This is a genomic window from Amycolatopsis tucumanensis, from assembly GCF_021654135.1.
GTDB lineage: Bacteria > Actinomycetota > Actinomycetes > Mycobacteriales > Pseudonocardiaceae > Amycolatopsis_E > Amycolatopsis_E tucumanensis.
The window spans coordinates 10,795-32,410 of the sequence record NZ_JAKGSD010000002.1 but is presented as its reverse complement, the minus strand read 5'-3'; the positions used below and the strand labels follow the sequence as shown (position 1 = coordinate 32,410).

The following is a 21,616-nucleotide window of genomic DNA, read 5'->3' as shown; positions in this document are numbered from 1 at the left end:
CCGCTCAAGGGCGCGGCTTTGCGGCCGGCGAAGCCGCGCCACGCACCGCGACCATGTCGCCGCGTTCCTGCCGAAACCCCTGAGTTCCGCACCTTCGCCGACATTCAAGAACTGCGCTAGGTCGCCTTCGCCGCGAGCAAACCCGCCAGCCAGCGGATCATGGTGATCTGTGAGTGGTAGCGGCTGTCGACCACGGCCCCCGAACTGAGGCACAGCAAGTGACTCGGCCCGGTCCGCTGGATGAGCGGCGGCGAAACGCGCTGACCGGCACGTCGCTGACGTCGATCGTGGACATTGCGGACCGGCTCGCGCGGCGAGTCTCGGCAGGCTTCAGTCGATGTTGGTTCGCTCGTAGGATGAGCCGCCTGGACGGTGCGGGAGGAGGGTGAGCTCATGGCCACCGACGCGGTCGACATCACCGGCAACGGTCCCAAGCCCAGAACGACCACTGTGGATCTCCCGTTCGTCCACGCGGAGTTCCGCGCACCCGAACTGCACCTTCCGCGCGTCCCCACGCCGCGGGTGCCGATGCCCAACCGCAGCGAGCTCACCTCCGCGCTGGGCACCGTGCGGTCCTTCCTGCCGCCACCGCGGCAACTCGCCTATTACGGCGCGCTCGGCGTCATGGCCGCCGTGGAATTGATCGAATGGCCGGTCGCGGTCGCGATCGGTCTCGGCGCGGCGATGGCTGGACGCGGCGCGCAGCCCAGCGCGGTCAAGCCCGCGGACACGACCACAACGCCGAAACCGGGCGGACCCGCGCAGGTGACCGCCCCGGCCGAGCCGGCCAAACCCGTGGCGGCGACGGCCCCGGCACCGCAGGCGACACCCGCAGCGCCGGCAATGCAGCAAAAGTCGCGTGCCGCGGCGAACCGCGCCACGCCGGCAGGGCAACCCGTACCGGCGGGTGCACCCCGGCCCGTCCCACCTCGCCGGAGCAAGTCCACGCGGCAGGGGAGCGGCGCGGCTGCTGACGGTATGTAAGCGATGCGCCTGCCGATGCTGGCCGGTCTGATTCTCAAACCGGCCGCTGTGGTGCTGGATGCGCTCGCCACCCCCGGGCGGCGGTCGTGGAGTTCCGGGGAACGCACGCACCTGGAGGTTCGCGGGTTCCACGAACCGGGCCGCGAAGACGCCGCTCGGGATCTCGAACAGCGTCTGGCCGCGGTCGAGGGGGTGCACGGTGCGGCGGTCAACGCGGCACTGGGCCGGGTGGTCGTCGGCCACGAACCGCACGTGACCGCCGGCGCGCTGGCGCGGGTGATCGGTGAGGTCGAGCGGGACTGGGCACTGACCGGGCGGGCGCCGCGCGGTGAGGCGCATCCGGCCAATCCCGCACCGGCGGCCCGCGAACTTGTCGCGCTGGGTACCGCCGTCATCGGCTTGTCCTTTTCCGCGCTCGGCCGGGTGCTGCCCGTGCGGGCGTTGCCGCCGGTGGTGCCGGCGCTGGCAGCGCTGGTCGATTCCACGCCGGGACTGCGCGGCGGAATCGAGAGGCTGCTGGGACGGCCCGCAGCCGACGCGGTGTTCGCCATCGGCGGCACGGCGAGCCAGGCGCTGGCGCAGCGGCCGATCGCGCTGGTCACCGACGCCGCCTATCGCTGGTGCATGCGTGGCGAGCTGATCGCCCGTCGGCAGGCGTGGGAACGGTGGGAGCGGCACACCGGTGACCGGATGGAGTTCCACCGGGCGCCCGCGGTGGAGCGGCCCGCACGGCCGCGACCCCCTCCGGCGGGCCCGGTCGAGCGGGTTGCGCACACGTCAGCCGGGCTCGGTGTGGCCGGGGCGGCCGGGGTGCTGCTGGCCCGCCGCGATGGCGGGCGGGCCACCGGGTTGCTGATCGCCGCGGCGGCGCGCCCGGCCAAAGCGAGCCGGGACGCCTTCGCGGCGCGGCTCGCCAGGGACCTCGCGGCGGCCGGGTCCCTCGTCCTCGAACCGGATTCCCTGCGACGACTCGATCGCGTGGATCAGGTCGTGCTGAGCACGGACTTGCTGCGCACCGGACGGCGCGTGATCGGCGAGGTCGCGGTCACCGACGAGTCCACCGACCTGGACGAGGCGACCAGCGTCGTCTACGACCTCGCCGATCCCGACGGCCCACCGCGCTCGCGCGGCGACTGGACCGTGCGGCAGCGGGGTGACGAGCTCGAAGTGCGCCATCGTGGAACCAGGGTCGCGGTGGCAACTCTGGAGGAGGAACGTCATCCGCTCGCCGATGCCGTGCTCGACGCGGCGAAGCGGGCAGGCGCCGTGGTGGAGACACCACCCGATGAGGTGGCGGCGCGGGTGCGGGAACTGCAGGCTGACGGTCACCTGGTCGCGGTCGTCTCGGCGGACCCGGCAGCGCTGGCCGGCGCCGACGTCGGCATCGGGGTTCCAGCCGTCGACGAGAGGCTGCCGTGGCAGGCGCACGTGCTGTGCCCGGGACCGCGGGAAGTCTGCGGTGTCCTGGACGCGGTCGAACCGGCCCACCGCGCCAGCCGGTACGGCGCCGGGCTGTCCATCGCCGGATCGACGTTCGGAGCGCTGTTCGGCGGGTTCGGCCCGTCGGCGACGGCCGCCGGGCGAGCATCCTTCCCGGTTCACTTCGCGACGTTGCTCGCGCTGGCCGTCGGCACCTGGACCGGGTCGGAAGCCGGGCGGCGCCCGCTGCCCATCCCCACCGACCGGACGCCGTGGCACGCCATGTCGCCCGAGGCGGTGCTCAGCAGGCTGAACAGCCGGCGCGCGGGGCTGGCGGCCGAGGAATCGGAGGAGCGCAGGCGGGCCGAAGCCGCCGCCGGTGAGCCCGAGGTGATGGGACTGGCGCGGGCGTCGGCCGAGGAGCTCGCCGGACCGCTGACCCCGGCCCTCGCGGCGGGCGCCGGTGTCTCGGCCAGCCTGGGTTCGCTCACGGACGCGGCGTTGATCATCGGTGTGCTCGGGCTCAACGCCCTCATCGGCGGCCTGCAGCGCTTGGGCGCTGATCGCGAGCTGCACCACCTGATCGACAGCAGCGCGCTGCAGGTGCGGTTGCGCCGGGTCGGAACCGCCCTGACCGCACGCGCCGACGTGCTGGTCCCTGGGGACGTGATCGAACTGCGGGCCGGGGACGCGGTGCCCGCCGACTGCCGCGTGCTCGACGCCCTCGGGCTCGAGGTGGACGAATCGAGTCTCACCGGCGAATCGCAGCCGGTGACCAAGAGCCCGCCGCCGACCACGAAGGCGGGCGTGGCGGACCGCACGTCGATGCTCTACCGCGGCACCGCGATCGCGGCCGGACGCGGCAGCGCGGTCGTCGTCGCCACCGGTGAACGCACCGAAGCGGGACGCACCGCACGGCTCGACGGCGACGCTCCGCCGGTGACCGGGGTGGCCGCCCGGCTGGCCGGGCTGACCCGCATCACGCTGCCGGTGACGGTCGGGTCCGGGGCCGCGTTGTTGCTGGCGGATCTGGCCCGGGGAAACGGGATCAGCCAGGCCTTGGGGCGCGCGGTCGGTCTGTCAGTGGCGGCGGTGCCGGAAGGCCTGCCATTCGTCGCGACGGTCGCCGAATTGGCGTCGGCTCGCCGGCTGGCGTCCCGCGGCGTGCTGGTGCGCAGCCCGTCGACGATCGAAGCGCTGGGCCGCGTCGATCTGTTGTGCTTCGACAAGACGGGCACGCTCACCGAAGGCCGGATCCGCGTTCGGCTCGTCTCCGACGGCAGCATCACCCGCGACGTCGGCGAGCTGACTCCGGCGATGGCCGAAATCCTGGCCGCCGCGGTCCGGGCGAGCCCGTGGCACGAGTCCGCCGAATCGCTGCCGGACGCCACCGACCGCGCCGTGCTGGACGCCGCCCAGGCCCACGGGGCCGGGACCGGCGGCCTGGGCGAACCGACCTGGCTGGGCGAACTGCCCTTCGAACCCTCCCGCGGCTACCACGCCACGCTCACCGCGACCCCGGACGGCCCGCTGCTCAGCGTGAAGGGGGCGCCCGAGGCGGTGCTCGCCCGTTGCGACCCGCCGGTGTCCCTCGATGCCGTCGATCGGCTGGCGCACCAGGGTTTCCGGGTGCTCGCGGTGGCCGAGCGGCGCGCGGGCGGGCTCGACGACCTCGACGACGACCGCGTGCGCGGCCTGACCTTCCGTGGCCTGCTCGCCCTCGCCGACCCCGTGCGGCCCACCGCTGCCCAGGCCGTCGCGGACCTGCGCCGGGCCGGCGTGCGAGTCGCCATGATCACCGGCGACCACCCCAGCACCGCCGCGGCGATCGCGGCCGAACTGTCGCTCGGTGACGGGACAGCCATCATGACCGGGGCGGAGGTCGAGACGAGCGACGACGACGAACTCGCCGCCCGCGCGCCGGAGATCACCGTGTTCGCCAGGGTCAGTCCCGCGCAGAAAGCCCGGATCGTGCGGCAGCTCAACCGGGCCGGGCGCGTGGTCGCGATGACCGGTGACGGCGCGAACGACGTGCCCGCGATCCGCCTGGCCCACGTCGGCGTCGCGCTGGGCGCCACGGCGACGCCCGCCGCCCGGGAGGCGGCGGACCTCGTGGTCGCCGACGACCGGATCGAAACGATCATTCACGCCATCGTCGAGGGACGGGCGATGTGGGTCTCCGTGCGAGACGCCCTCTCCATCCTGCTCGGCGGCAACCTCGGCGAGGTCGGGTTCACCGTCGGAGCCGGGCTGGTCAGCACTCGCGACACCCTGAACGCGCGACAGTTGCTGCTGGTCAACCTCCTCACCGATGTCCTGCCCGCGATGGCCGTGGCCGTGCGTCCGCCGCCGGGCACCAGCCCCGGCGACCTGCTCAGCGAAGGACCGGAAGCCTCACTCGGAGCGGTGCTCACCCACGACCTCATCGCCCGCGCCGTGACCACCGCGACCGCCGCACTCGCCGGCTGGCTCGCCGCACGGCCGGTCGCCACCCCCCGGCAGGCCAGCACCACCGGACTGGTGGCACTCGTCGCCGCACAGCTGGGCCAGACCGTGGCGGTGCGAGGTCGTACGCCACTGGTCGTCGCGGCGGGCGCCGGATCGTTGCTGGCGCTCGCCGTGGTCGTGCAGATCCCAGGTTTGAGCGGATTCTTCGGCTGCAGCCCGCTGCTGCCGCACCAATGGGCGCTCGCCCTCACCGCCGCGACGGCCGCGGCCGTGACTCAACTCGTCCTGCAACGGTTGCGGGCTTGACGCACCGGTAGTTCCCGCCGGGTTCACCAGCACGACATCCACGCTCTGTCCCGGGCTCATCCGCGCGAGCGACCGTGCAGGCAGTCCAACCGCCTGCTAGGAGTCCACAATGGCCGAGTTCTTCGCCACGGTCCTCGCCAAGATCGGCGCGAACCTCATCGAGTCGCTGATCCTGCGCCTCACCCAGTCCCTGTTCGCCCGCGCCTACGCCCCCGCCGTCTGACCCGCACAGGGCCTCAGTCGGCGACGAGCACCGTTTTGACCTGAGGGCCGCGACGTGTCAGGTGAGCCGGCCGAGGAAGGCCTCCAGCAACTCCGTGATCCTGGCCGGTTGCTCGAGCGTGCTCGTGTGGCCGCAGCCGGCGAGGAGGTGTAGCTCGGCGGCGGGCACGAGGTCGGCGATGCGGCGCGCCTCCGCCGGGGGTGTGGCGACGTCGTCCGCTCCGGTGGCGATCAATGTGGGCACCGAAATGCGGCCGAGTTCGGTCTCGACGCCGGGCCGGTCGGCCACCCCGTCCACGGCCTGGCGAAGGCCGGTGCGGTCCAGGCGGACCACACGTCGCTGCCAGCCGGTGAGGACCGGGCGCGCGGCGGGGCTCGCCAGAAATGCCGGGCCGAACAGCAACGGCCGGATCCGCGGCAGGAGCGGGCGCACCCCGGTCACCCGCTGGACCCGGGCCATCCGGCGGTACTCCCGCGCCTTCCGCGCCTCCTCGGGACCGGCCGAGGTGCCCAGCAGCGTCAGCGACCGCAGCACCCCGCCGTGGCGGGAGGCCAGCCGTTGCCCGACGAAACCGCCCATCGACAGGCCCACCCAGTGCACCGGCGCGAGCCCGAGCGCCTCGATCAGCCCCAGCGCGTCCGCGGTCAGCGTGTCCATGTCGTAGCCGCCGGGACTGGGCGGGCTTTCGCCCTGCCCGCGCCAATCCAGCGTCACACAGCGGTACCGCGTCCGCAGCGCGGCGATCTGCGGGCCGAACATCCAGCCGCCGAACAGGAGACCGTGCCCGAACACCACGGCCGGCGCATGGCGGGGCCCGGTGTCGGTGCAGGCGATTCGGGCGCCGTTCACCGTGATCACCGGCTACACCGCCAGGGTCAGTTCGGCGGGACCCCGGACGTTGATGCGCCCGTTCCAGCGCAACTCCGCCACCTCGGCCGACGGGAACCGCCGGACGAACCGGGTGAACGCCACCCGCGCTTCGAGCCGGGCCAGCGCCGCGCCGAGGCAGTGGTGGATCCCGGCCCCGAAGGACAGGTGCCGGTGCGCGTCCGGCCGGTCCAGCCGCAGCACGTCGGCGTCCGGGCCCCAGAACTCCGGATCCCGGTTCGCCGCGGCCAGGCAGGCGACCACGAAGCTGCCCGCCGGGATCCGCTCGCCCCGCACCACCACGGGATCGACCGTGATCCGGCGCATCAGGTGCACCGACGTGTCGTACCGGACCAGCTCCTCCACGGCCGCGGCAGCGCACGACGGGTCCGCCCGCAGCAGGCGGGCCTGCGACGGGTTCCGGACCAGGGCGAGGATGCCGTTCGCGATCAGGTTCACCGTCGTCTCGTGCCCGGCAATGTAGAGGAACATGACCTGGGCGAGGAGTTCGTCCTCGGTGAGCACCTCGTCGCCGTCCCGGACCGCCAGCAGCGCGGTGACCAGATCGTCGCCGGGATGGGTCCGCTTCCAGCCGATCAGCTCGCGGGTCAGCTCCGTGAGCTCGTCGTTCGCGGCCCTGATCTCCGCCTGCAGTTCCGGGCCGGTGAGCGGTTCGAGCGCCCGCACCAGGATCCCGGTCAGCTCCCGCAGCCGGGTGTGCTCCACTGGCCGCGTGCCCAGCAACTCCGAGATCACCGTGAACGGCAGCGGGAACGCCAGCTCGCCGAGCACGTCGCCGGTGGCCGCGACCCGGTCCAGGGCCGCGTCGACGAGTTCGCCGACGCGGGGCGCCAGTGCCTCGACCGACCCGCGCGTGAAGGCCTGCGCCACCAGCCGCCGCAGCCGCGTGTGGCGCGGCGGGTTCTGGTCCAGCATGGACAGTCCGCGCATCGGCCGGTTCGCCTCGACCGGCACGTCACCGTCCCGCTTCCACACGGGGATCTCGGTCAGGTCCCGCTCGTCCACCGAGTGCGGCGCGCGCTGCAGCCGCGCCACGTCGTCGTAGCGCGACAGCAGCCAGAACCCCAGCGGATGGCGGTAGGCGGGCGCGGTCTCGCGCAACCGGGCGTAGTGCGGGTAGGGGTCGTCGGCGAAACCGGCCGCGAAGAGGTCGAACACGGCTCAGCCCGGCAACTTGACGTTGCGCAGCGTCACCAGCGCGGTGGCGCACAACGCCTCGTCGTCACCGGCGACCGCGAAGACGTCCGCCGCCGCGACCGTCGTGCTGTGGCCCGCGCGGACGACCCGGCCGCGCGCGATGATCCGCTCGCCCCGCGCGGGCGCCACGATCTTCACCGTGTAGTCGACCGTCATGTTCACCCATCCCGGCGGCAGCAGCGTGCCGGCCGCGCTGCCACCGGCGAAATCGGCGAGCGAGCCGAGCACCCCGCCCTGGAAGTAGCCGTTGTGCTCGGTGAGCTCGGCCCGGTAGGGCTGCACGATCTCCGCCACCCCGGGTTCGAGCCGACCGAAGGTGAAGCCGAGGTGCTTCGCCGCCGGCATCGTCAGCACCGCCGCCGTCACGTGTTCCGCGTAGTCCGGGTTCGCCGCCGTCATCGTCCGTTCCCTTCGAATCCGCCCGCCAGGTAGCGGGTCCGCGCCGCCGAGCGCATGATCTTGCCGCTGCTGGTCTTGGCCAGCTGGCCGTGCGCGGTCAGCACCAGGTCGCCGATCGTGAGCCCGTGCTCGGCCAGGACGGCCGCGCGGACGGCCCGGGTGATCTCCACCGGATCGGCGTCGTGGCGGTGGTCCCGCTGGATCTCCTGAACCACCACCAGCCGTTCGCCGTCGGCTCCCGGCACGCCGAACGCGGCCGACCCGCCTGCCCGCAGCGCCGGGTGCGCACTCTGCGCCGTCTGCTCGATGTCCTGCGGGTAGTGGTTGCGGCCGCGGACGATCAGGACGTCCTTGATGCGGCCGAGCACGTACAGTTCGCCGTCGTCGATCATGCCGAGATCGCCGGTGCGCAGGTAGGTGCGCCCGTGGACGACGGGGAAGGTCTCGGCTGTCGCCGCGGGCCGTTTCCAGTAGCCCTGCGTGACGTGCGGGCCGCTCACCAAGATCTCGCCGACGCCATCGCGCGGGTCGGCGATCCGCACGTCCTCGCCCGGCAGCGCGGTGCCGGAGCCGGCGACCAGGGCGCCGTCCGGGCGGTGCGCGTACCGCGGGCCGCGGCCCTTGCGGCTACCGGTGACGATCAGCGTCGCCTCGGCCAGCCCGTAGCACGGGTACAGCGCGCGCTCGTCGAACCCGCTCGGCGCGAACGTCCGGGCGAACTCGTGCAAGGTCTCCGGGCGGATGGGCTCGGCGCCGTTGAACGCGACCTTCCAGCAGCTGAGGTCGAGATCCCCGGCACCACCGCGGCGGGCCCGGGCCACGCAGGCGTCGAAGGCGAAATTGGGGCCGCCGCTGGTGTGCGCGCGGTAGCGGGAGATCGCCGAGAGCCACAGCAGGGGACGGCGGATGAACGCGGCCGGGGACATCAGGATGCTCCGCGCGCCCACGTACAGCGGCTGCAGCACGTTGCCGATCAGGCCCTGGTCGTGGAAGAACGGCGCCCACCCGACCACAGTGGACTCCGCGTCGTGGCCGAAGGCGGCGCGGATCATCTCCTGGTTCGCCTCCAGGTTGCCGTGCGAGACCATCACACCCTTCGGCGCCGACGTCGATCCCGACGTGTACTGGAGGAACGCCAGCCCGTCCCGTTCGGCCGGGGGCGGCGTGAACCCGTGGCCGGGCACGGCGTCCACGGTGATCGACGGCAGCCCGGGCAGCGACGCGGGCGCGCCGGCGAGCGTGAGCACGACCGCCGGTTCGCAGTCCGCCACGATCGCGCGCGTGGCCTCCGGCACGTGCGTGCGCCGCGGCGGGTTCACCGGCACCGCCACGACCCGGGCGTAGAGACACGCGAAGAACGCCACGATGAAGTCGAGGCACTGCGGGAACACCAGGAGCGCGCGGTCGCCCGGGGCGCAGTGCCGGCTCAGTTCGTGCGCGACGGACAGGGCCCTGGCGTGCAGCTCGCGGTAGGTGAGCGCGGCGGTTTCCACACCATCCTCGTCGAGGAAGACGTACGCGGTCGCGTCCGGGGTGTGCTTGGCGCGGGAGGTCAGGACATCGGGCAGCAGCATGGTCACTCCAGGGCCCGGGTCATGGCCGCGGCGAGGGCCGCCCGGTGGCGGTGGTGGAAGAAGTGGTCGCCGGGGAAGGCGCGCAGGGCGAAGGCGCCGGCCGTGTGCCGCCGCCACGCCCCGGCTTCGGCGGCGCTGACGATGGGATCGTGCAGGCCGTGGAAGACCGTGAGCGGGCAGGGCAGCGGCGGCCCGGGGACGTGCCGGTGGTCTTCCGACAGCCGCAGGTCGGCGCGGATCAGGGGGAGTGCGTAGCGGCGGAACACCGGGCTGCGGCCCGGCCCGGCGCCCACCGCTTCGAGCTCGTCGGCGAACCGCTCGTCGGGCAGCTCGTGGATCGGCGGGCGCGTGGCGGCCAGGTGCGGGGCGCGGCGCCCGGAGACGAACAAGTGCACGGGCGGGGTGCCGTGCCCGGTGAGCGCCCGGGCCAGCTCGAACGTGAGGAGGGCGCCCATGCTGTGCCCGTACAGCGCGACGGGCGGGCCGCCGAGGTGCGGCAGCAACGCCGAGACCGCCTCCGGCACGTCCCGGAACGCCGGACGCCCGGCGAGGTCCTCGCGGCCCGGCAGCTGGACCCGCACCAGGGCGATCCAGGGGGGGAACAAGGCGGCCCAGCGGGCGAACGAGCTGGCCCCACCGCCGGCGTGCGGCAGGCAGACCAGCCGGAGGGTCCCCGCGGCGGGATCGGTGCGCAGGAGTGCGGTCATCGCGTGCCCCGCACGATGACCGGCAGCGCCGTCAGGCCGCGCACGATGAAGCTGTGGTCCTGCCACTCCGGGTCGCCGGCCGGTTCGAGGTCCAGCCGGGACAGGTGTGCCACTGCCACCTCGGCCTGCGTCTGGGCCAGCAGACCGCCGAGACAGCCGTGCATGCCGTGCCCGAAGCCGAGGTGACCGCCGGTGTCGCGGGTGATGTCGAAGACGTCCGGGCGGGGAAAGACCGCCGGGTCCCTGTTCGCCGCCCCCAGGCACAGCAGCACCTGGTCGCCCTCGGCGATCCGGTGCCCGCCCAGCTCCACGTCGCGAGTCGCGACGCGTTTGGTCAGCTGCAGCGGGCTGTCGTAGCGCAGCGCCTCGGCGACCGCGCCCGGCACCAGGTCCGGGCGCCCGGCCAGCGCCGCCGCCTGCTCCGGGTGTCGCAGCAGCGCGAGCACGCCGTTGCCGATCAGGGACTTCGTGGTCTCGTTGCCGGCGACGAAGCACATGATGCACAGGAACACCAGCTCCTCCTCGCCGAGCCGGTCGCCGCCCGCGGTGCGCGCGGCGAGCAGGGCGCTGACCAGGTCGTGCCCGGGGTGCCGCGCGCGGTCCCGCACCACCACGGTCAGCGCCGCGACGAAGGTCTCCACCACCTCGCCGACGCGGCCGTAGTCGTCCGCCGTCATCAGGCCCGGCTCCAGCAGGAACCGGATGTCGTGCGTCCAGGCCGCCACGTGCGCGCGCAGCTGAGCGGACAGCCCCATCCACTCGGCGAGCACCGCCACCGGCAGCGGCGCGGCCAGTCCGGCGATCACGTCCATCCCGCCGTCCACGCGTGCGCGGCCCAGCAGCTCGTCCGTGGTCCGGTGGACCAGCGGCCGCAGCCGGGCGACCGCCTGTGCGCTGAACGCCCGGTTGACCAGCCCGCGCAGCCGGGCATGGTCCGGGTTGTCGGTGAACACCAAGGACCCCCGGCCGAGCCGCTCGATCCGGCCCGCCACCGACCCGGTGAGCCGCCCGGCGTGCTCGGCGACCAGCCGCGGGATCAGCCCGGCGCTGAACGTGCGGTCCCGCAGCACGGCCCGGACGTCGGCGTGCCGGGTCAGCACCCACGTGCCGAGCGCCCGGTGCACCGGTTCGGTCTCCCGCAGCTGCCGGTACAGCGGGTACGGGTCGCGGCGGAACCCGGCGTCGAACGGGTTGAACCGCACCTTCGCCGCCGTCACCGGAAGAACCCGTTCCGGTAGGGCCGCAGCACGATCCGCAGCAGGCCGATCTTGCCCATCCGGAACCCCAGCGCGGACAGCTTCAGGTAGCGCTCGTAGCGGGCCACCACCTCCCGGCCGGCCACCTCGATCGCCTCGGCGCGCCGGGCACGCAGCCGCCGTGCCCACTGCTCACACGTCCAGGCGTACGCCATCCGTCCGTTGTGGACGGACTGGACCTCGAAGATCCCCTCGGCGGCGGCGGTGATCTCGGCCAGCGTCGGCAGGTCCGCGTCCGGGAAGATCTCCTGCCGCATGAACTCGCTGGCGTCGGTGGCGGACATGTTGGCGTAGGCGATCGTCTGCAGGGACAGCACGCCCTCCTCGCGCAGCCAGCCGCGGCAGCGGGTGAAGAAGTCCCGGTACACGGCGACCTTGTCGTCGCCGGGCGCGGCGAAGTGCTCGAACGCGCCGATCGAGACGATCCCGTCGTAGGGCGCGGCCGGTTCGTGGTGCAGCCAGTGCTCGATCCGCACCGACACCCCCGGGTACCCGCGCGACCCGACGTAGGCCGCCTGCCGCGGGCTCAGCGTCAGCCCGACCGCCCGCGCGCCCCGCCCGGACAGCCGCTGGAGCACCGAACCCCATCCGCAGCCGACGTCCAGGACGTGCCGCGCGTCGCCGATCGCGTCCAGGTGGAACCGCAGCTTGCGGTCCTGGGCCGCGTCCAGGGTGTCGTCCGGGCTGTCCGGCATGGCGCACGAGTAGGTCATCGAGCGGTCCAGCCACAGCGCGTAGAAGTCGTCGCCGACGTCGTAGTGGTGCCGGACGGCGGCCGCGGCCTCGGCCGGGGTGACCATGGCTAGGCCACGCTCCGCTCGGCGTGTGTGTGCAGGTACTCGGCGACGGCGTCCAGGGTGGGGTCGGCGAACAGCTCCTCGGGTGGCAGCTCGACGCCGTAGCGCTCCTCGACCTCCATCAGCAGCGACACGGCCAGCGCCGAATCCACGCCGAGCCGGTCGAAGTCCGCGTGCGGGTCCACGGCCCCGGCCGGGACCTGCAGCAGATCCGCCAGGTACTCCTGGCACCACGTGACGATCGCGTCCTTGCTGGTGTCCATGTCTTCGTTCCTCACGCGGGGTCGGGACAGACGCGCTTGGCGGCGCGCCGTTCGTCGGAGGGCAGCTTCAGGTCCCACGCCAGGCCGCACGCGGCCAGCGCCCGGATCACCCAGAAGCCGGGGTCGAGGCGGTACCAGTCGAGGCCGAACGACGGCGACTCGGGGAAGGCGTGGTGGTTGTTGTGCCAGGACTCGCCGAGCGTGACCAGGGCGAAGACGCCGCCGTTGCGGCTGTTCTCGCGGGAGGCGTAGGGCTTGGTGCCGAACATGTGCAGGAACGAGTTGATCGCCCACACGATGTGCTCGAGCAGGAAGATCCGCACCAGCCCGCCCCACAGCAGCCCGCTGACGGCGCCGGTCCAGCTCAGCGACACCAGGCCGCCGGCCAGCGCGGGGATCGCCAGGCCGAGCACGACCCAGTGGTAGTAGTAGCGGGCCACGCGGACCAGGGCGCGGTCGCGCAGCAGGTCCGGCGCGTAGTGGACGATGTTGGGGTACTCGTGGCGGCGCATCCACAGGAAATGCGAGTGCGCCAGCCCGCGCAGCCGGCCGCGCCAGCCGCCGCCGGACAGGTTCGGCGAATGCGGGTCGCCCTCGCGGTCGCTGCACTCGTGGTGCCTGCGGTGCAGCGCCACCCACGACACCAGCCCGCCCTGCCCGGCCATCGAGCCGAGGACCGCGAGCACGACCGCGACCGGCTTGGCCGCCTTGAACGTGCGGTGCGTGAAGAGCCGGTGGTAGCCGACCGTGACGCCGAGCCCGGTCAGCAGCCACAACGACAGCAGCAGCACCAGTTCGGTGATCCCGAAGGGGTGCACGGCCAGGAACGCGAACGCCGCGGCGGTGCCGGCGATCGGCAGGACGTCGAACAGCAGGAAGTGGCGGCGCTGCAGGCGGTGCAGGTAGGGGCTGCTGATCACCTTGCGACGCGGCGGCGGGACGGTCCCGGTCATCTCAGGCGCCCCCGAACGGCTGAACCAGGCACGTGCACGTGCCGTGCGCGACGAGCTTGCCCGCCGCGCTGTGGATCTCGGCCTGCGCGGTCGCGGTGCGCCGTCCCACGTGGACGGTCGTGGCGGTGCACCGCAGTTCCGGGTCGTCCAGGGCGACGCCGCGGATGAAGTTGACCTTCAGCTCGAGCGTGGTGTAGCCGGTGTGGTCGGGCAGCTGCGTGAAGATCGCGCTGCCCATCGCGGTGTCCATCAGGGTGGACAGCACACCGCCGTGGACGGTGAGCATCGCGTTGGCCTGGGCCTGGCCCGGTTTGAGGGTGTAGACGGCCCGGCCGTCGCCGAGGTCGGCGCACTGCACGCCGAGCGAGTGGCCGACGCCGATGCCTTCGGTCAGTCCTTTCGTCAGCAGGGCCTGCAGCTCGCTGATCCGCTGGGACACGGTCACGGTTTCCTCCGGAGTGAGACGGGCAGGGCGGCCAGTCCGCGCATGGACACGCTGGGCCGGTACTCGGGCGTTTCGGTGATCACGGTGACCTCCGCGCGCGTGTACAGGCGCTCAAACGTGAGAGCGCTTTCCAGGCGGGCCATCGGGGCGCCGAGGCAGAAGTGCGGGCCGTGGCTGAACGCGAGCTGCCGGTGGACGGCCGCACCGGCGAACCGCCGGACGTCGAGCCGGTCGGGATCGGCGAAGACCTCCGGATCGCGGTTGGCCGACCCGAGCAGCGGGATGACGCCGGTCCCGCGGGGCAGCTCCTGCCCGGCCAGCTCCACATCCCGCATCGCCACCCGCGTCGGGAACGGCACCGGGGTGTCGAACCGCAGCAGTTCCTCGACCGCCGTGGCCGGGTCCGCCAGCAGCGGCGCGATCTGGTCCGGGTGCCGGTGCAGGGCCAGCACCCCGCTGGAGATGAGGTTCATCGTGGTCTCGTGCCCGGCGATGAGCAGCAGTACGCCGATGTCGACGATCTCTTTGACCGTCAGGCGGTCCCCGCTCTCCTCGGCCGACACCAGCCCGCTGAGCAGGTCGCCGGCGGGCGCGCGGCGGCGCTGCTCGATCAGGTCGGTGAAGTAGGCGGCGAACTCCTCGACCGCGGTCGCGCGGGCGGCCTTCTCGGCGTCGGTGAGCACCGCGTCCGGGTCGAGCCCGCGGCTGATGTCCCGGGTCCAGCCGCCGAAGAGCGCGTGGTCGGCGACCGGGACGCCGAGCAGCTCGCAGATCGTGGTCAGCGGCACGGGGAAGGCCAGCGCCGCCACCAGGTCGACCTCGCCGGCTTCGAGCGCTTCGTCGAGCAGGCGGTCCACGAGCGCGGTGATCCCGGGCCGCAACGCGGCGACGGACCGCGGGGTGAACGCCTTGGCGACCAGGGACCGGAGCCGGCCGTGTTCGGGCGGGTCCAGCAGCAGGAACGAGCCTGGCAGGTCGGCGGGGTCGACGCCGGGCCGGAACGGGTTGATGCCCGCGGTGTAGCCGTGGCCCCAGGCGGGATCGGTCAGCACGGCGGCGCAGTCGGCGTAGTGCGGCACGAGGTGGATGCCGAAGCCGGTCGGGTGCAGGCGCCCGTTCTCGCGCAGCTTCCGGTAGGCGCCGAACGGGTCGGCGCGCAGGGCGGGGTCGAAGACGTTCATGATCGCGCCGTGAACCGGACGGGGAGCTCGGCGAGCCCGCGCACGATGAGGTTCGGCTTGTAGCGCGGCTCCGCCGTCAACGGTTCCATCGTGCCGACGCGGCGCAGCAGCTCGTGCAGCAGCACCTCCATCTCCATCAGGGCCAGCGGCGCGCCGAGGCAGTAGTGGATGCCGAGGCTGAACGCGAGGTGCCGCGGCGGCGGGCTGGTGCGGTCGTGGTAGCGCGCGACGTCGAGCCGGTCGGGGTCGGTGAAGACCGCCGGATCGCGGTTGCCGGAGTTGATCAGCACCACGACGCCGTCCCCCGGCGCGAACTCGTGCCCGGCCAGCGTCATCGGCTCCGTCGCCGAGCGGGTGGTCATCTGCACCGGCGGCTCGAAGCGCAGCAGTTCCTCGACCGCGCTCGGCACGTACTCGGGATGCTGCCGCAGCCGCTCGAACTCCGCGGGCTGCTGCATCAGCGTGAGCAGGCCGCTGCCGACGAGGTTGACGGTCGTCTCGTGCCCGGCGACCAGGGTGGTGACGCACGTGGTGAGCAGTTCCAGCTCGGTGAGCACGTCACCGCGGTCCTCGACCGCGGCCAGCGCGCTGAGCAGGTCCTCGCGCGGCCGTTCCCGGCGGTAGTCGATCAGGTCGCGGAAGTACCGCATGAACTCGCGCGAGGCGGTGCTGCGCGCGGCGTGCGCCTCCGGTGTCATCAGCACGTCCGGGTCGAACCCGCGGGCCAGGTCCTGCGACCACTTCTGGACCACGCGGTGGTCGGCGGCCGGGACTCCGATCAGCTCGCACACGATGGTCAGCGGCAGGGGATAGGCCATCAGGTCGATCAGGTCGAACTCGGCCCGCTCCAGCGCGGCGTCCACCAGTTCGGCGCACAGCTGCTCGATGCGCGGCCGCAGGCGGGCCACCGTGCGGGGCGTGAACGCCTTCGACACCAGCGTCCGCAGGCGCGTGTGGTCCGGCGGGTCCATCCACAGGAACGAGGTGGGCAGCTCCCCGGCGGCCTCCTCGGGCGAGATGCTCGGGTGCAGCTGGCCCGCCTCGTCGGCGTGGCTCCACGCGGTGCTCTGCAGGACGGCCGCGCAGTCGGCGTAGCGGGTCAGCAGATGCAGGCCCAGCGGGGTGCGGTGCACCGGGCCGGCCTCGCGCAGCCGCCGGGCCGGGGTGTAGGGGTCGGCGCGATGTGTGGGCAGGAACAGCTCTGCCATCGCCGTTTCGATCGTCGCAGTGTCCACTGTGGAGTCAACTCCCTCGCTCGACGATGGGTCACTGTGCTCGCGTTCGATGAACGGTCGCTGAATCGGCGCTGACAATTCCGGTTTCGCGCTCGAATGCCGATGGACCGATAGGTGCGGGCCGTTTTCCGTTGCCCCGTGGGCGATCCGTCGCGAAGGTGGGGACACCGAGTCCGGAGGTGAGGAAATGCGGCAGGCCGTGGTTCTCGGCGCGAGCGTCGCGGGTTCACTCGCGGCGCGCGTGCTCGCCGGCTCCTTCGACCGGGTGCTGATCGTGGAACGCGACGACATCGGCGGGGTGGCCCCGCGACGGGGCGTGCCGCAGGCGCGGCACCTGCACGGCCTGATGGAACGCGGCAGGCAGATCATGGAGGAGCTCTACCCCGGGCTCACCGGCGACCTCGCCGCCGAAGGCGCCCCCACCACCGAGGTGCTGCGGGGCTCCCGCTGGTACCTCTCCGGGCTGCGGGTGTTCCCGACCGCCACGGGGCTGACCACGCTGCTGGCCAGCCGTCCGATGCTGGAGAACGCGATCCGCACCCGCACGCTGGCGCTGCCGGGCGTCGAGCTGCGCACTCGCTGCGCGGTGGTGGGCCTGACCGGCGGAGACGAGATCACCGGGGTCCGGCTGTCCGGCGGCGAGGTGCTCCACGCCGATCTCGTCGTGGACGCCACCGGCCGCGGCTCCCGCGCCCCGGACTGGCTGGCCGCGCTCGGGCACGAACGACCGGCCGAGGACCGCGTGGACGTCGACCTCGGGTACGCGTCCCGGACCTACCGGCGCAAACCCGAGCACCTCGACGGCCACCTCGCGGTGGTCGTGTCGACCATGCCCGGCTTCCGCGGCGGCGGCGCGATCACGCTGGAGGGCGACCGGTGGCACGTGACGCTCGCCGGGATGCTCGGCGACCACCCGCCCGTCGAACCGGCCGAGTTCGAGCGGTTCGCCGAGACCCTGCCCGTGCCGGACGTGCACGAGATCGTCCGCGACGCCGAACCCCTCGACGACCCCGTGCCGCACCGGTTCCGCGGCTCGCTGCGCCGCCGCTACGAGCGGCTGCGGCAGCCCCCGCACGGCCTGCTGGTGCTGGGCGACGCGCTGTGCAGCTTCAACCCGCTCTACGCCCAGGGCATGACGGTCGCGGCGCAGCAGGCCCTGGCGCTGCGCGACTGCCTGCCCGACCCCGAACCGGCGCGGTTCTACCGCGCGGCCGCCGAGGTCGTCGACGTCGCGTGGGGCATGTCCACCGGCTCCGACCTGCGCTACCCCGGCGTAGAGGGCCCTCGCTCGGTGCGCGGCCGCGTGGTCGGCGCCTACGCCGCCCGCGCCCAGGTCGCGGCGCACCGGGACCCGGTGGTGGCCCGCACCTTCATGCGCACCGCGAACCTGACCCTGCCCCCGACGGCCCTGCTCGCACCGGACATCGTGCTCCGGGTCCTGCGCGCCGGGCGGAGGTGACCCCATGACCCTGCCCGGCCGGTTCGACGCGGCCGCGTCCCGTGTCCCGGACCAGAAGATTTCCTTCCCCAGCGAAGGCGAAACCCTGAGCTACGGCGAACTGGGTGAGGCGTCCCGCCGCGCGGCCGCCGGGCTCGCGGCCGCCGGCGCAGGCCCGGGCAGCGCGATCGGTGTGCTCGCCCCGAACTCGGCCGCGTTCCTGCAGACCGTGCTGGCGGCCGGCCGGCTCGGGGCCGCCGCGTGCCCGCTGCCGCTGCCGATGGGACTGCGCGACATCGAGGCCTACCTCCGCCGCACCCAGACCATTGTGGACGCCGCGCGGCTGACCCACCTCGTCACGGTCCCGCAACTGCGTCCCCTCACCGAGCACCTCACCGGCCCGCGCGTGCTCGACGCCGCGGAACTCGCCCGGCACGAGCCCGCCGTGCTGCCCGGAGCGCAACCGGAGGACACCGCCGTCCTCCAGTTCACCTCGGGCAGCACGGCCTCCCCCAAGGGCGTGGTGCTCACCCACGCCAACGTGATCGCCTGCGCCGACTCGATCACCGAGGCGATCGCCATCACCGCCGCCGATTCGTGGGGCAGCTGGCTGCCGCTGTTCCACGACATGGGACTGTTCGGCACCGTCACCGGCCTGTTCAACGGGATCCGGCTCACCGTCTGGTCGCCCGCGGCGTTCGTGAAGAGCCCGGCGGCCTGGCTCGGCGAGTTCACCGCGGCGCGCGCGAGCATCTGCGCGATGCCGAACTTCGGCTACGGCTACCTGCTCGCCACCGTGCCCGCCGACCGCGAGCTCGACCTGTCGCACTGGCGCGTCGCGTTCAACGGCGCGGAATCGATAGCCGTGTCGTCGGTGCGGGCCTTCCTCGACCGGTTCGCCCCCGCCGGGTTCCGGCCGGAGGCGATGACCCCGGCCTACGGCATGGCGGAGGCGACGCTCGTGGCGACCCTGCCGCCGCTGGACCGGCCCCCGGTCTGGGAGTGGGTCGACCGCGCCGCACTGGCCGGCATGGGCAAGGCGATCGCGGTCGCCGAAGGCCCGGACGCCCGCGGGATCGTGGGCCTGGGCAGCGCCGTGCCGGGCATGCGGGTCCGCGTCGCCGGGGGAGTGCCGGACGGCGTGGTCGGCGAAATCGAGGTGACCGGCGCGGCGGTGACCAGCGGTTACCTCGGCCACCGCAACGGCCCGTTCACCGGCGACGGGTGGCTGCGCACCGGCGACCTCGGCTACCTGCGCGACGGTGAGCTGTTCTTCACCGGCCGCAGCAAGGAAATGATCACCGTGCGCGGCGAGAACGTCTACCCCCTCGACGTGGAGGCGGTCGCCCAGCGCGTCGACGGCGTTTACAAGGGACGGTGCGTCGCGTTCGCCGACGAGGAGCGGATCGTGCTGTGCGCGGAGACCCGGCTGCGCGACGACGACGAGCGGGCCCGGTTGCGCGAGACCATCGCCGCCCGCTGCGCCGCGGAACTCGGCGTGCGGCCGGCCGTGCACCTGGTCGAGCCGCGCGCCATCCCCAGGACCACGAGTGGAAAGCTCCAGCGGCTCGGCATGCGGGAGCGCTACCGGACGGAGAAGTCATGACGCAGGCCCCCGACATGCAGGACATGCACAGCCTGGAGGTGTTCCGCCACTACGACCGCAACCACTGGCGGCTGTCCGGGCTCCCGCTGCGCTCGGTCGACACCGCGCTGGTCAAGCCCGAGTACGTCACGCTGGTCAAGAGCGCGGTGATGGGCGAGTCCAACGTGATCGCCGCGGTGCACGGGTTCCTCAACGAGTTCGCCGACGACTACGACTTCTCCGCCTTCGCGGTCATCTGGGGCTACCAGGAGGTGCAGCACCACTACGCGTTCACCTCGTGGCTGCAGGCCGTCGGCGAGACCGTCGACAACCGCGCCGTCGCCGCGATGCGCGCCCCCTACGACCCGGGCAGCACCCCGTCGGCCACGCTCGCCACCAACATCATCTCCGAGCTGACCGTCAACCACGTCTACCGCGCCGTGTCGGCGTGGGTGGACGAGCCGGTGCTCAAGGAACTGCTGCTGCGCGCAAGCCGCGACGAGGCCGGGCACGCCCGCGAGTTCCGGCACTTCGCCGCGAAGCGGCTCGAGGCGCACCCCGAGGAAGTCCCGTCGGTGCTGGAAACGCTGTACTTCTACACCTCCGACGACAAGATCCGCCACCCGGTCGGCGTGTTCAAGGCCGGCCTGGACGAACTGGCCGAGTCCGAGACGATCGACACCGGGTTCGAGTTGTTCCTCGACACCGTCGCCGGCGCGGGCGAGCTGGACGAGCTGCAGGGCAAGATCCGGCGCACCTTCGGCTCGCTCACCGGCTACGACACCTCCAGCAACCGCGCGGTCCGGCGGGCGCTGGCCACGGCGCTCGGATGACCGCCGTCCTGCCCTGGTCGGGCCGCGCCGACCACCACTGCTTCGGTTGCTCGCCCGCCAACCCCGGCGGGTTGCGGCTGGAGTTCACCGAGGACGGCGACACGCTGACCGCCGAGTTCACGCTCGGCAGGCACTTCGAGTCCTACCCCGGGGTCGTCCACGGCGGCATCACCGCCGTGATCTGCGACGAAACCATGGGCAACCTGATCGTGCTGAGGCGCGGGGTGCCCGCCCTGACCACCTCCATGCGTACCCGCTACGTCGGCGTCGTGAGCGTCGGGCGCACCTACCGCTGCGTCGCCCGCGCCACCTCCGGCGATGCGCTGGTCCCGGCTTCGGCCGAGATCCTCGACTCCCACGGGCAGGTCGTCGTGACCGCCACCGCCACCTACCAGATGCAGAGGAGTTCCCCGTGACCGCCGACGCGAGCACCGAGTCCGACATCACCGGCACCGTGACCGGGATCGTGGCCGAGACCCTGGGCCGCGACGCCGCGGACCTGACCCCCGGCACCGACCTGCGCTCCGTCGAGGGCGCCGACTCGATCAAGGTCCTGCGCATCGTCGCGAAGCTCGAGCAGACCTACGACATCGAGCTGGAGGACGACGAGATCTTCGGCCTGCGCACGATCGGCGAGGTCGTCGCACTGGTCGGCCGCGCCAGGGAACGCGGATGAGCACCGCCACCAACCAGCACTACGACCTCGACCCGGACCTGTTCGCCCGGTTCCTCGACCCGCTGCGCAAGTACTCGTCCGGGCTGTTCGACTCCGGCGCCACCACGCTGGAGCAGGCGCAGCGGCGCAAGCTGTCCTTCGTGGCCGGGCAGCTGCGCCTGCTCGGCGGCGAACGGATCCTCGACATCGGCTGCGGCTGGGGCGCGCTGCTGCTGTTCATGGCGCAGGAGTACGGCTGCCGCGCGCACGGCATCAGCCCAGCCCCGCGCCAGCACGACTACATCGCCGGACGCGCGGCCGAACTGGGCCTTTCCGCGCTGGTGACCAGCGAGGCCGTGGCTATCGAGGACTACGAGCCCGAACCGGGCGCGTTCGACGCGGTCACGATGCTCGGCTCGGTGGTGCACATGCCCGACCTGGCCGGCGTCCTGGCCAAGGTGCGGCGCGCGCTGCGGCGCGGCGGGCGGATGTACCTGTCGGAAAGCTGTTTCCGCAGCGTGGCCGTCCGCCGCGCCTGCGACGACCGGCCCGGCACCGAGTTCGTGCGGCACGGGGTCTTCGGGTCCGGGGACCTGCGGCCACTGTCCGAACTGGTCGCCGGCGCGGAGTCGGCCGGGTTCTCGATCCGCGCGGTGCACGACCTGACCGGCGACTACCGGCGGACGATCGACTGCTGGATCGCCAACCTGCGGGCCGCGGGCGACCTGCCCGGCGCGGCGGACCTGCTGCGTTACCTGGAGATCGCCAACGCGGGCTGGGGTTACACCACCAAGCACTACGCCCTCGTCTGCGCGAAGGCCCGGTGAGCC

General features: G+C 73.1%; 20 protein-coding genes. 8 read left to right on the top strand and 12 right to left on the bottom strand.

Translation table 11 applies throughout. From position 1 onward, the window contains the following. Positions 1-393: 393 nt before the first annotated feature. A complete protein-coding gene (locus tag L2C96_RS03965; RefSeq protein WP_237335154.1) occupies positions 394-984 on the top strand; it encodes a hypothetical protein in 591 nt (196 codons plus the stop codon). A 3-nt stretch (positions 985-987) separates the two neighbouring features. Then, positions 988-5,157, top strand: coding sequence for a cation-translocating P-type ATPase (locus L2C96_RS03960; protein ID WP_237335153.1), 4,170 nt, complete (start codon positions 988-990; stop codon positions 5,155-5,157). A gap of 280 nt (positions 5,158-5,437) precedes the next feature. On the opposite strand, the gene L2C96_RS03955 is transcribed toward L2C96_RS03960, so the two are convergent. From L2C96_RS03955 to L2C96_RS03900, 12 genes are read right to left on the bottom strand one after another with little or no spacing between them, the layout of a single operon-like run. Then, positions 5,438-6,238, bottom strand: coding sequence for an alpha/beta fold hydrolase (locus tag L2C96_RS03955; protein WP_237335152.1), 801 nt, complete (start codon positions 6,236-6,238; stop codon positions 5,438-5,440). Positions 6,239-6,241: 3 nt separating this feature from the next. After that, the gene (locus L2C96_RS03950) at positions 6,242-7,426 is read right to left on the bottom strand and encodes a cytochrome P450 (protein WP_237335151.1); all 1,185 of its coding nucleotides are present in this window, start codon (positions 7,424-7,426) and stop codon (positions 6,242-6,244) included. A 3-nt stretch (positions 7,427-7,429) separates the two neighbouring features. After that, positions 7,430-7,864 carry a PaaI family thioesterase gene (locus tag L2C96_RS03945; protein ID WP_123686231.1) on the bottom strand — a complete coding sequence of 145 codons (435 nt, stop codon included), beginning with the start codon at positions 7,862-7,864 and terminating at the stop codon, positions 7,430-7,432. Further along, on the bottom strand, positions 7,861-9,438 hold the full coding sequence (locus tag L2C96_RS03940) for a fatty acyl-AMP ligase (protein ID WP_237335150.1): 1,578 nt from the start codon (positions 9,436-9,438) through the stop codon (positions 7,861-7,863). Before L2C96_RS03940 ends, L2C96_RS03945 begins: the two co-directional genes overlap by 4 nt. 2 nt (positions 9,439-9,440) lie before the next feature. Continuing rightward, the gene (locus L2C96_RS03935; RefSeq protein ID WP_237335149.1) at positions 9,441-10,145 is read right to left on the bottom strand and encodes a thioesterase II family protein; all 705 of its coding nucleotides are present in this window, start codon (positions 10,143-10,145) and stop codon (positions 9,441-9,443) included. Beyond that, on the bottom strand, positions 10,142-11,362 hold the full coding sequence (locus tag L2C96_RS44960; protein WP_237335148.1) for a cytochrome P450: 1,221 nt from the start codon (positions 11,360-11,362) through the stop codon (positions 10,142-10,144). The genes L2C96_RS03935 and L2C96_RS44960 overlap by 4 nt, the downstream gene beginning before the upstream one ends. Beyond that, entirely contained in the window at positions 11,359-12,201 is an 843-nt protein-coding gene (locus L2C96_RS03925; protein ID WP_237335147.1) for an SAM-dependent methyltransferase, read from the bottom strand. The genes L2C96_RS44960 and L2C96_RS03925 overlap by 4 nt, the downstream gene beginning before the upstream one ends. A 2-nt stretch (positions 12,202-12,203) precedes the next feature. Next, positions 12,204-12,461: an acyl carrier protein gene (locus L2C96_RS03920; protein ID WP_123686235.1), complete on the bottom strand. Its 258-nt coding sequence runs from the start codon at positions 12,459-12,461 to the stop codon at positions 12,204-12,206. An 11-nt stretch (positions 12,462-12,472) separates the two neighbouring features. Continuing rightward, a complete protein-coding gene (locus tag L2C96_RS03915) occupies positions 12,473-13,414 on the bottom strand; it encodes an acyl-CoA desaturase (RefSeq protein WP_123686236.1) in 942 nt (313 codons plus the stop codon). A 1-nt stretch (position 13,415) separates the two neighbouring features. Further along, the gene (locus L2C96_RS03910) at positions 13,416-13,859 is read right to left on the bottom strand and encodes a PaaI family thioesterase (protein ID WP_123686237.1); all 444 of its coding nucleotides are present in this window, start codon (positions 13,857-13,859) and stop codon (positions 13,416-13,418) included. After that, positions 13,856-15,040, bottom strand: coding sequence for a cytochrome P450 (locus L2C96_RS03905; protein ID WP_237335146.1), 1,185 nt, complete (start codon positions 15,038-15,040; stop codon positions 13,856-13,858). The genes L2C96_RS03910 and L2C96_RS03905 overlap by 4 nt, the downstream gene beginning before the upstream one ends. Further along, the gene (locus L2C96_RS03900) at positions 15,037-16,275 is read right to left on the bottom strand and encodes a cytochrome P450 (RefSeq protein WP_237335145.1); all 1,239 of its coding nucleotides are present in this window, start codon (positions 16,273-16,275) and stop codon (positions 15,037-15,039) included. Before L2C96_RS03900 ends, L2C96_RS03905 begins: the two co-directional genes overlap by 4 nt. 187 nt (positions 16,276-16,462) lie before the next feature. Here L2C96_RS03900 and L2C96_RS03895 point away from each other — a divergent pair, with 187 nt between their 5' ends. The 6 genes from L2C96_RS03895 to L2C96_RS03870 are packed head-to-tail and all read left to right on the top strand — an operon-like array spanning position 16,463 to position 21,613. Beyond that, positions 16,463-17,734: an NAD(P)/FAD-dependent oxidoreductase gene (locus L2C96_RS03895; RefSeq protein WP_237335144.1), complete on the top strand. Its 1,272-nt coding sequence runs from the start codon at positions 16,463-16,465 to the stop codon at positions 17,732-17,734. Between the two features lie 4 nt (positions 17,735-17,738). Then, positions 17,739-19,319, top strand: a complete 1,581-nt coding sequence (locus L2C96_RS03890; protein WP_237335143.1) for an AMP-binding protein — start codon at positions 17,739-17,741, stop codon at positions 19,317-19,319. Further along, on the top strand, positions 19,316-20,131 hold the full coding sequence (locus tag L2C96_RS03885) for a ferritin-like domain-containing protein (protein WP_237335142.1): 816 nt from the start codon (positions 19,316-19,318) through the stop codon (positions 20,129-20,131). Before L2C96_RS03890 ends, L2C96_RS03885 begins: the two co-directional genes overlap by 4 nt. Next, positions 20,128-20,547 carry a PaaI family thioesterase gene (locus L2C96_RS03880; protein WP_123686241.1) on the top strand — a complete coding sequence of 140 codons (420 nt, stop codon included), beginning with the start codon at positions 20,128-20,130 and terminating at the stop codon, positions 20,545-20,547. The genes L2C96_RS03885 and L2C96_RS03880 overlap by 4 nt, the downstream gene beginning before the upstream one ends. Continuing rightward, positions 20,544-20,807, top strand: a complete 264-nt coding sequence (locus tag L2C96_RS03875) for an acyl carrier protein (protein ID WP_237335141.1) — start codon at positions 20,544-20,546, stop codon at positions 20,805-20,807. Before L2C96_RS03880 ends, L2C96_RS03875 begins: the two co-directional genes overlap by 4 nt. After that, a complete protein-coding gene (locus L2C96_RS03870) occupies positions 20,804-21,613 on the top strand; it encodes an SAM-dependent methyltransferase (RefSeq protein WP_237335140.1) in 810 nt (269 codons plus the stop codon). Before L2C96_RS03875 ends, L2C96_RS03870 begins: the two co-directional genes overlap by 4 nt. Positions 21,614-21,616 lie beyond the last annotated feature (3 nt).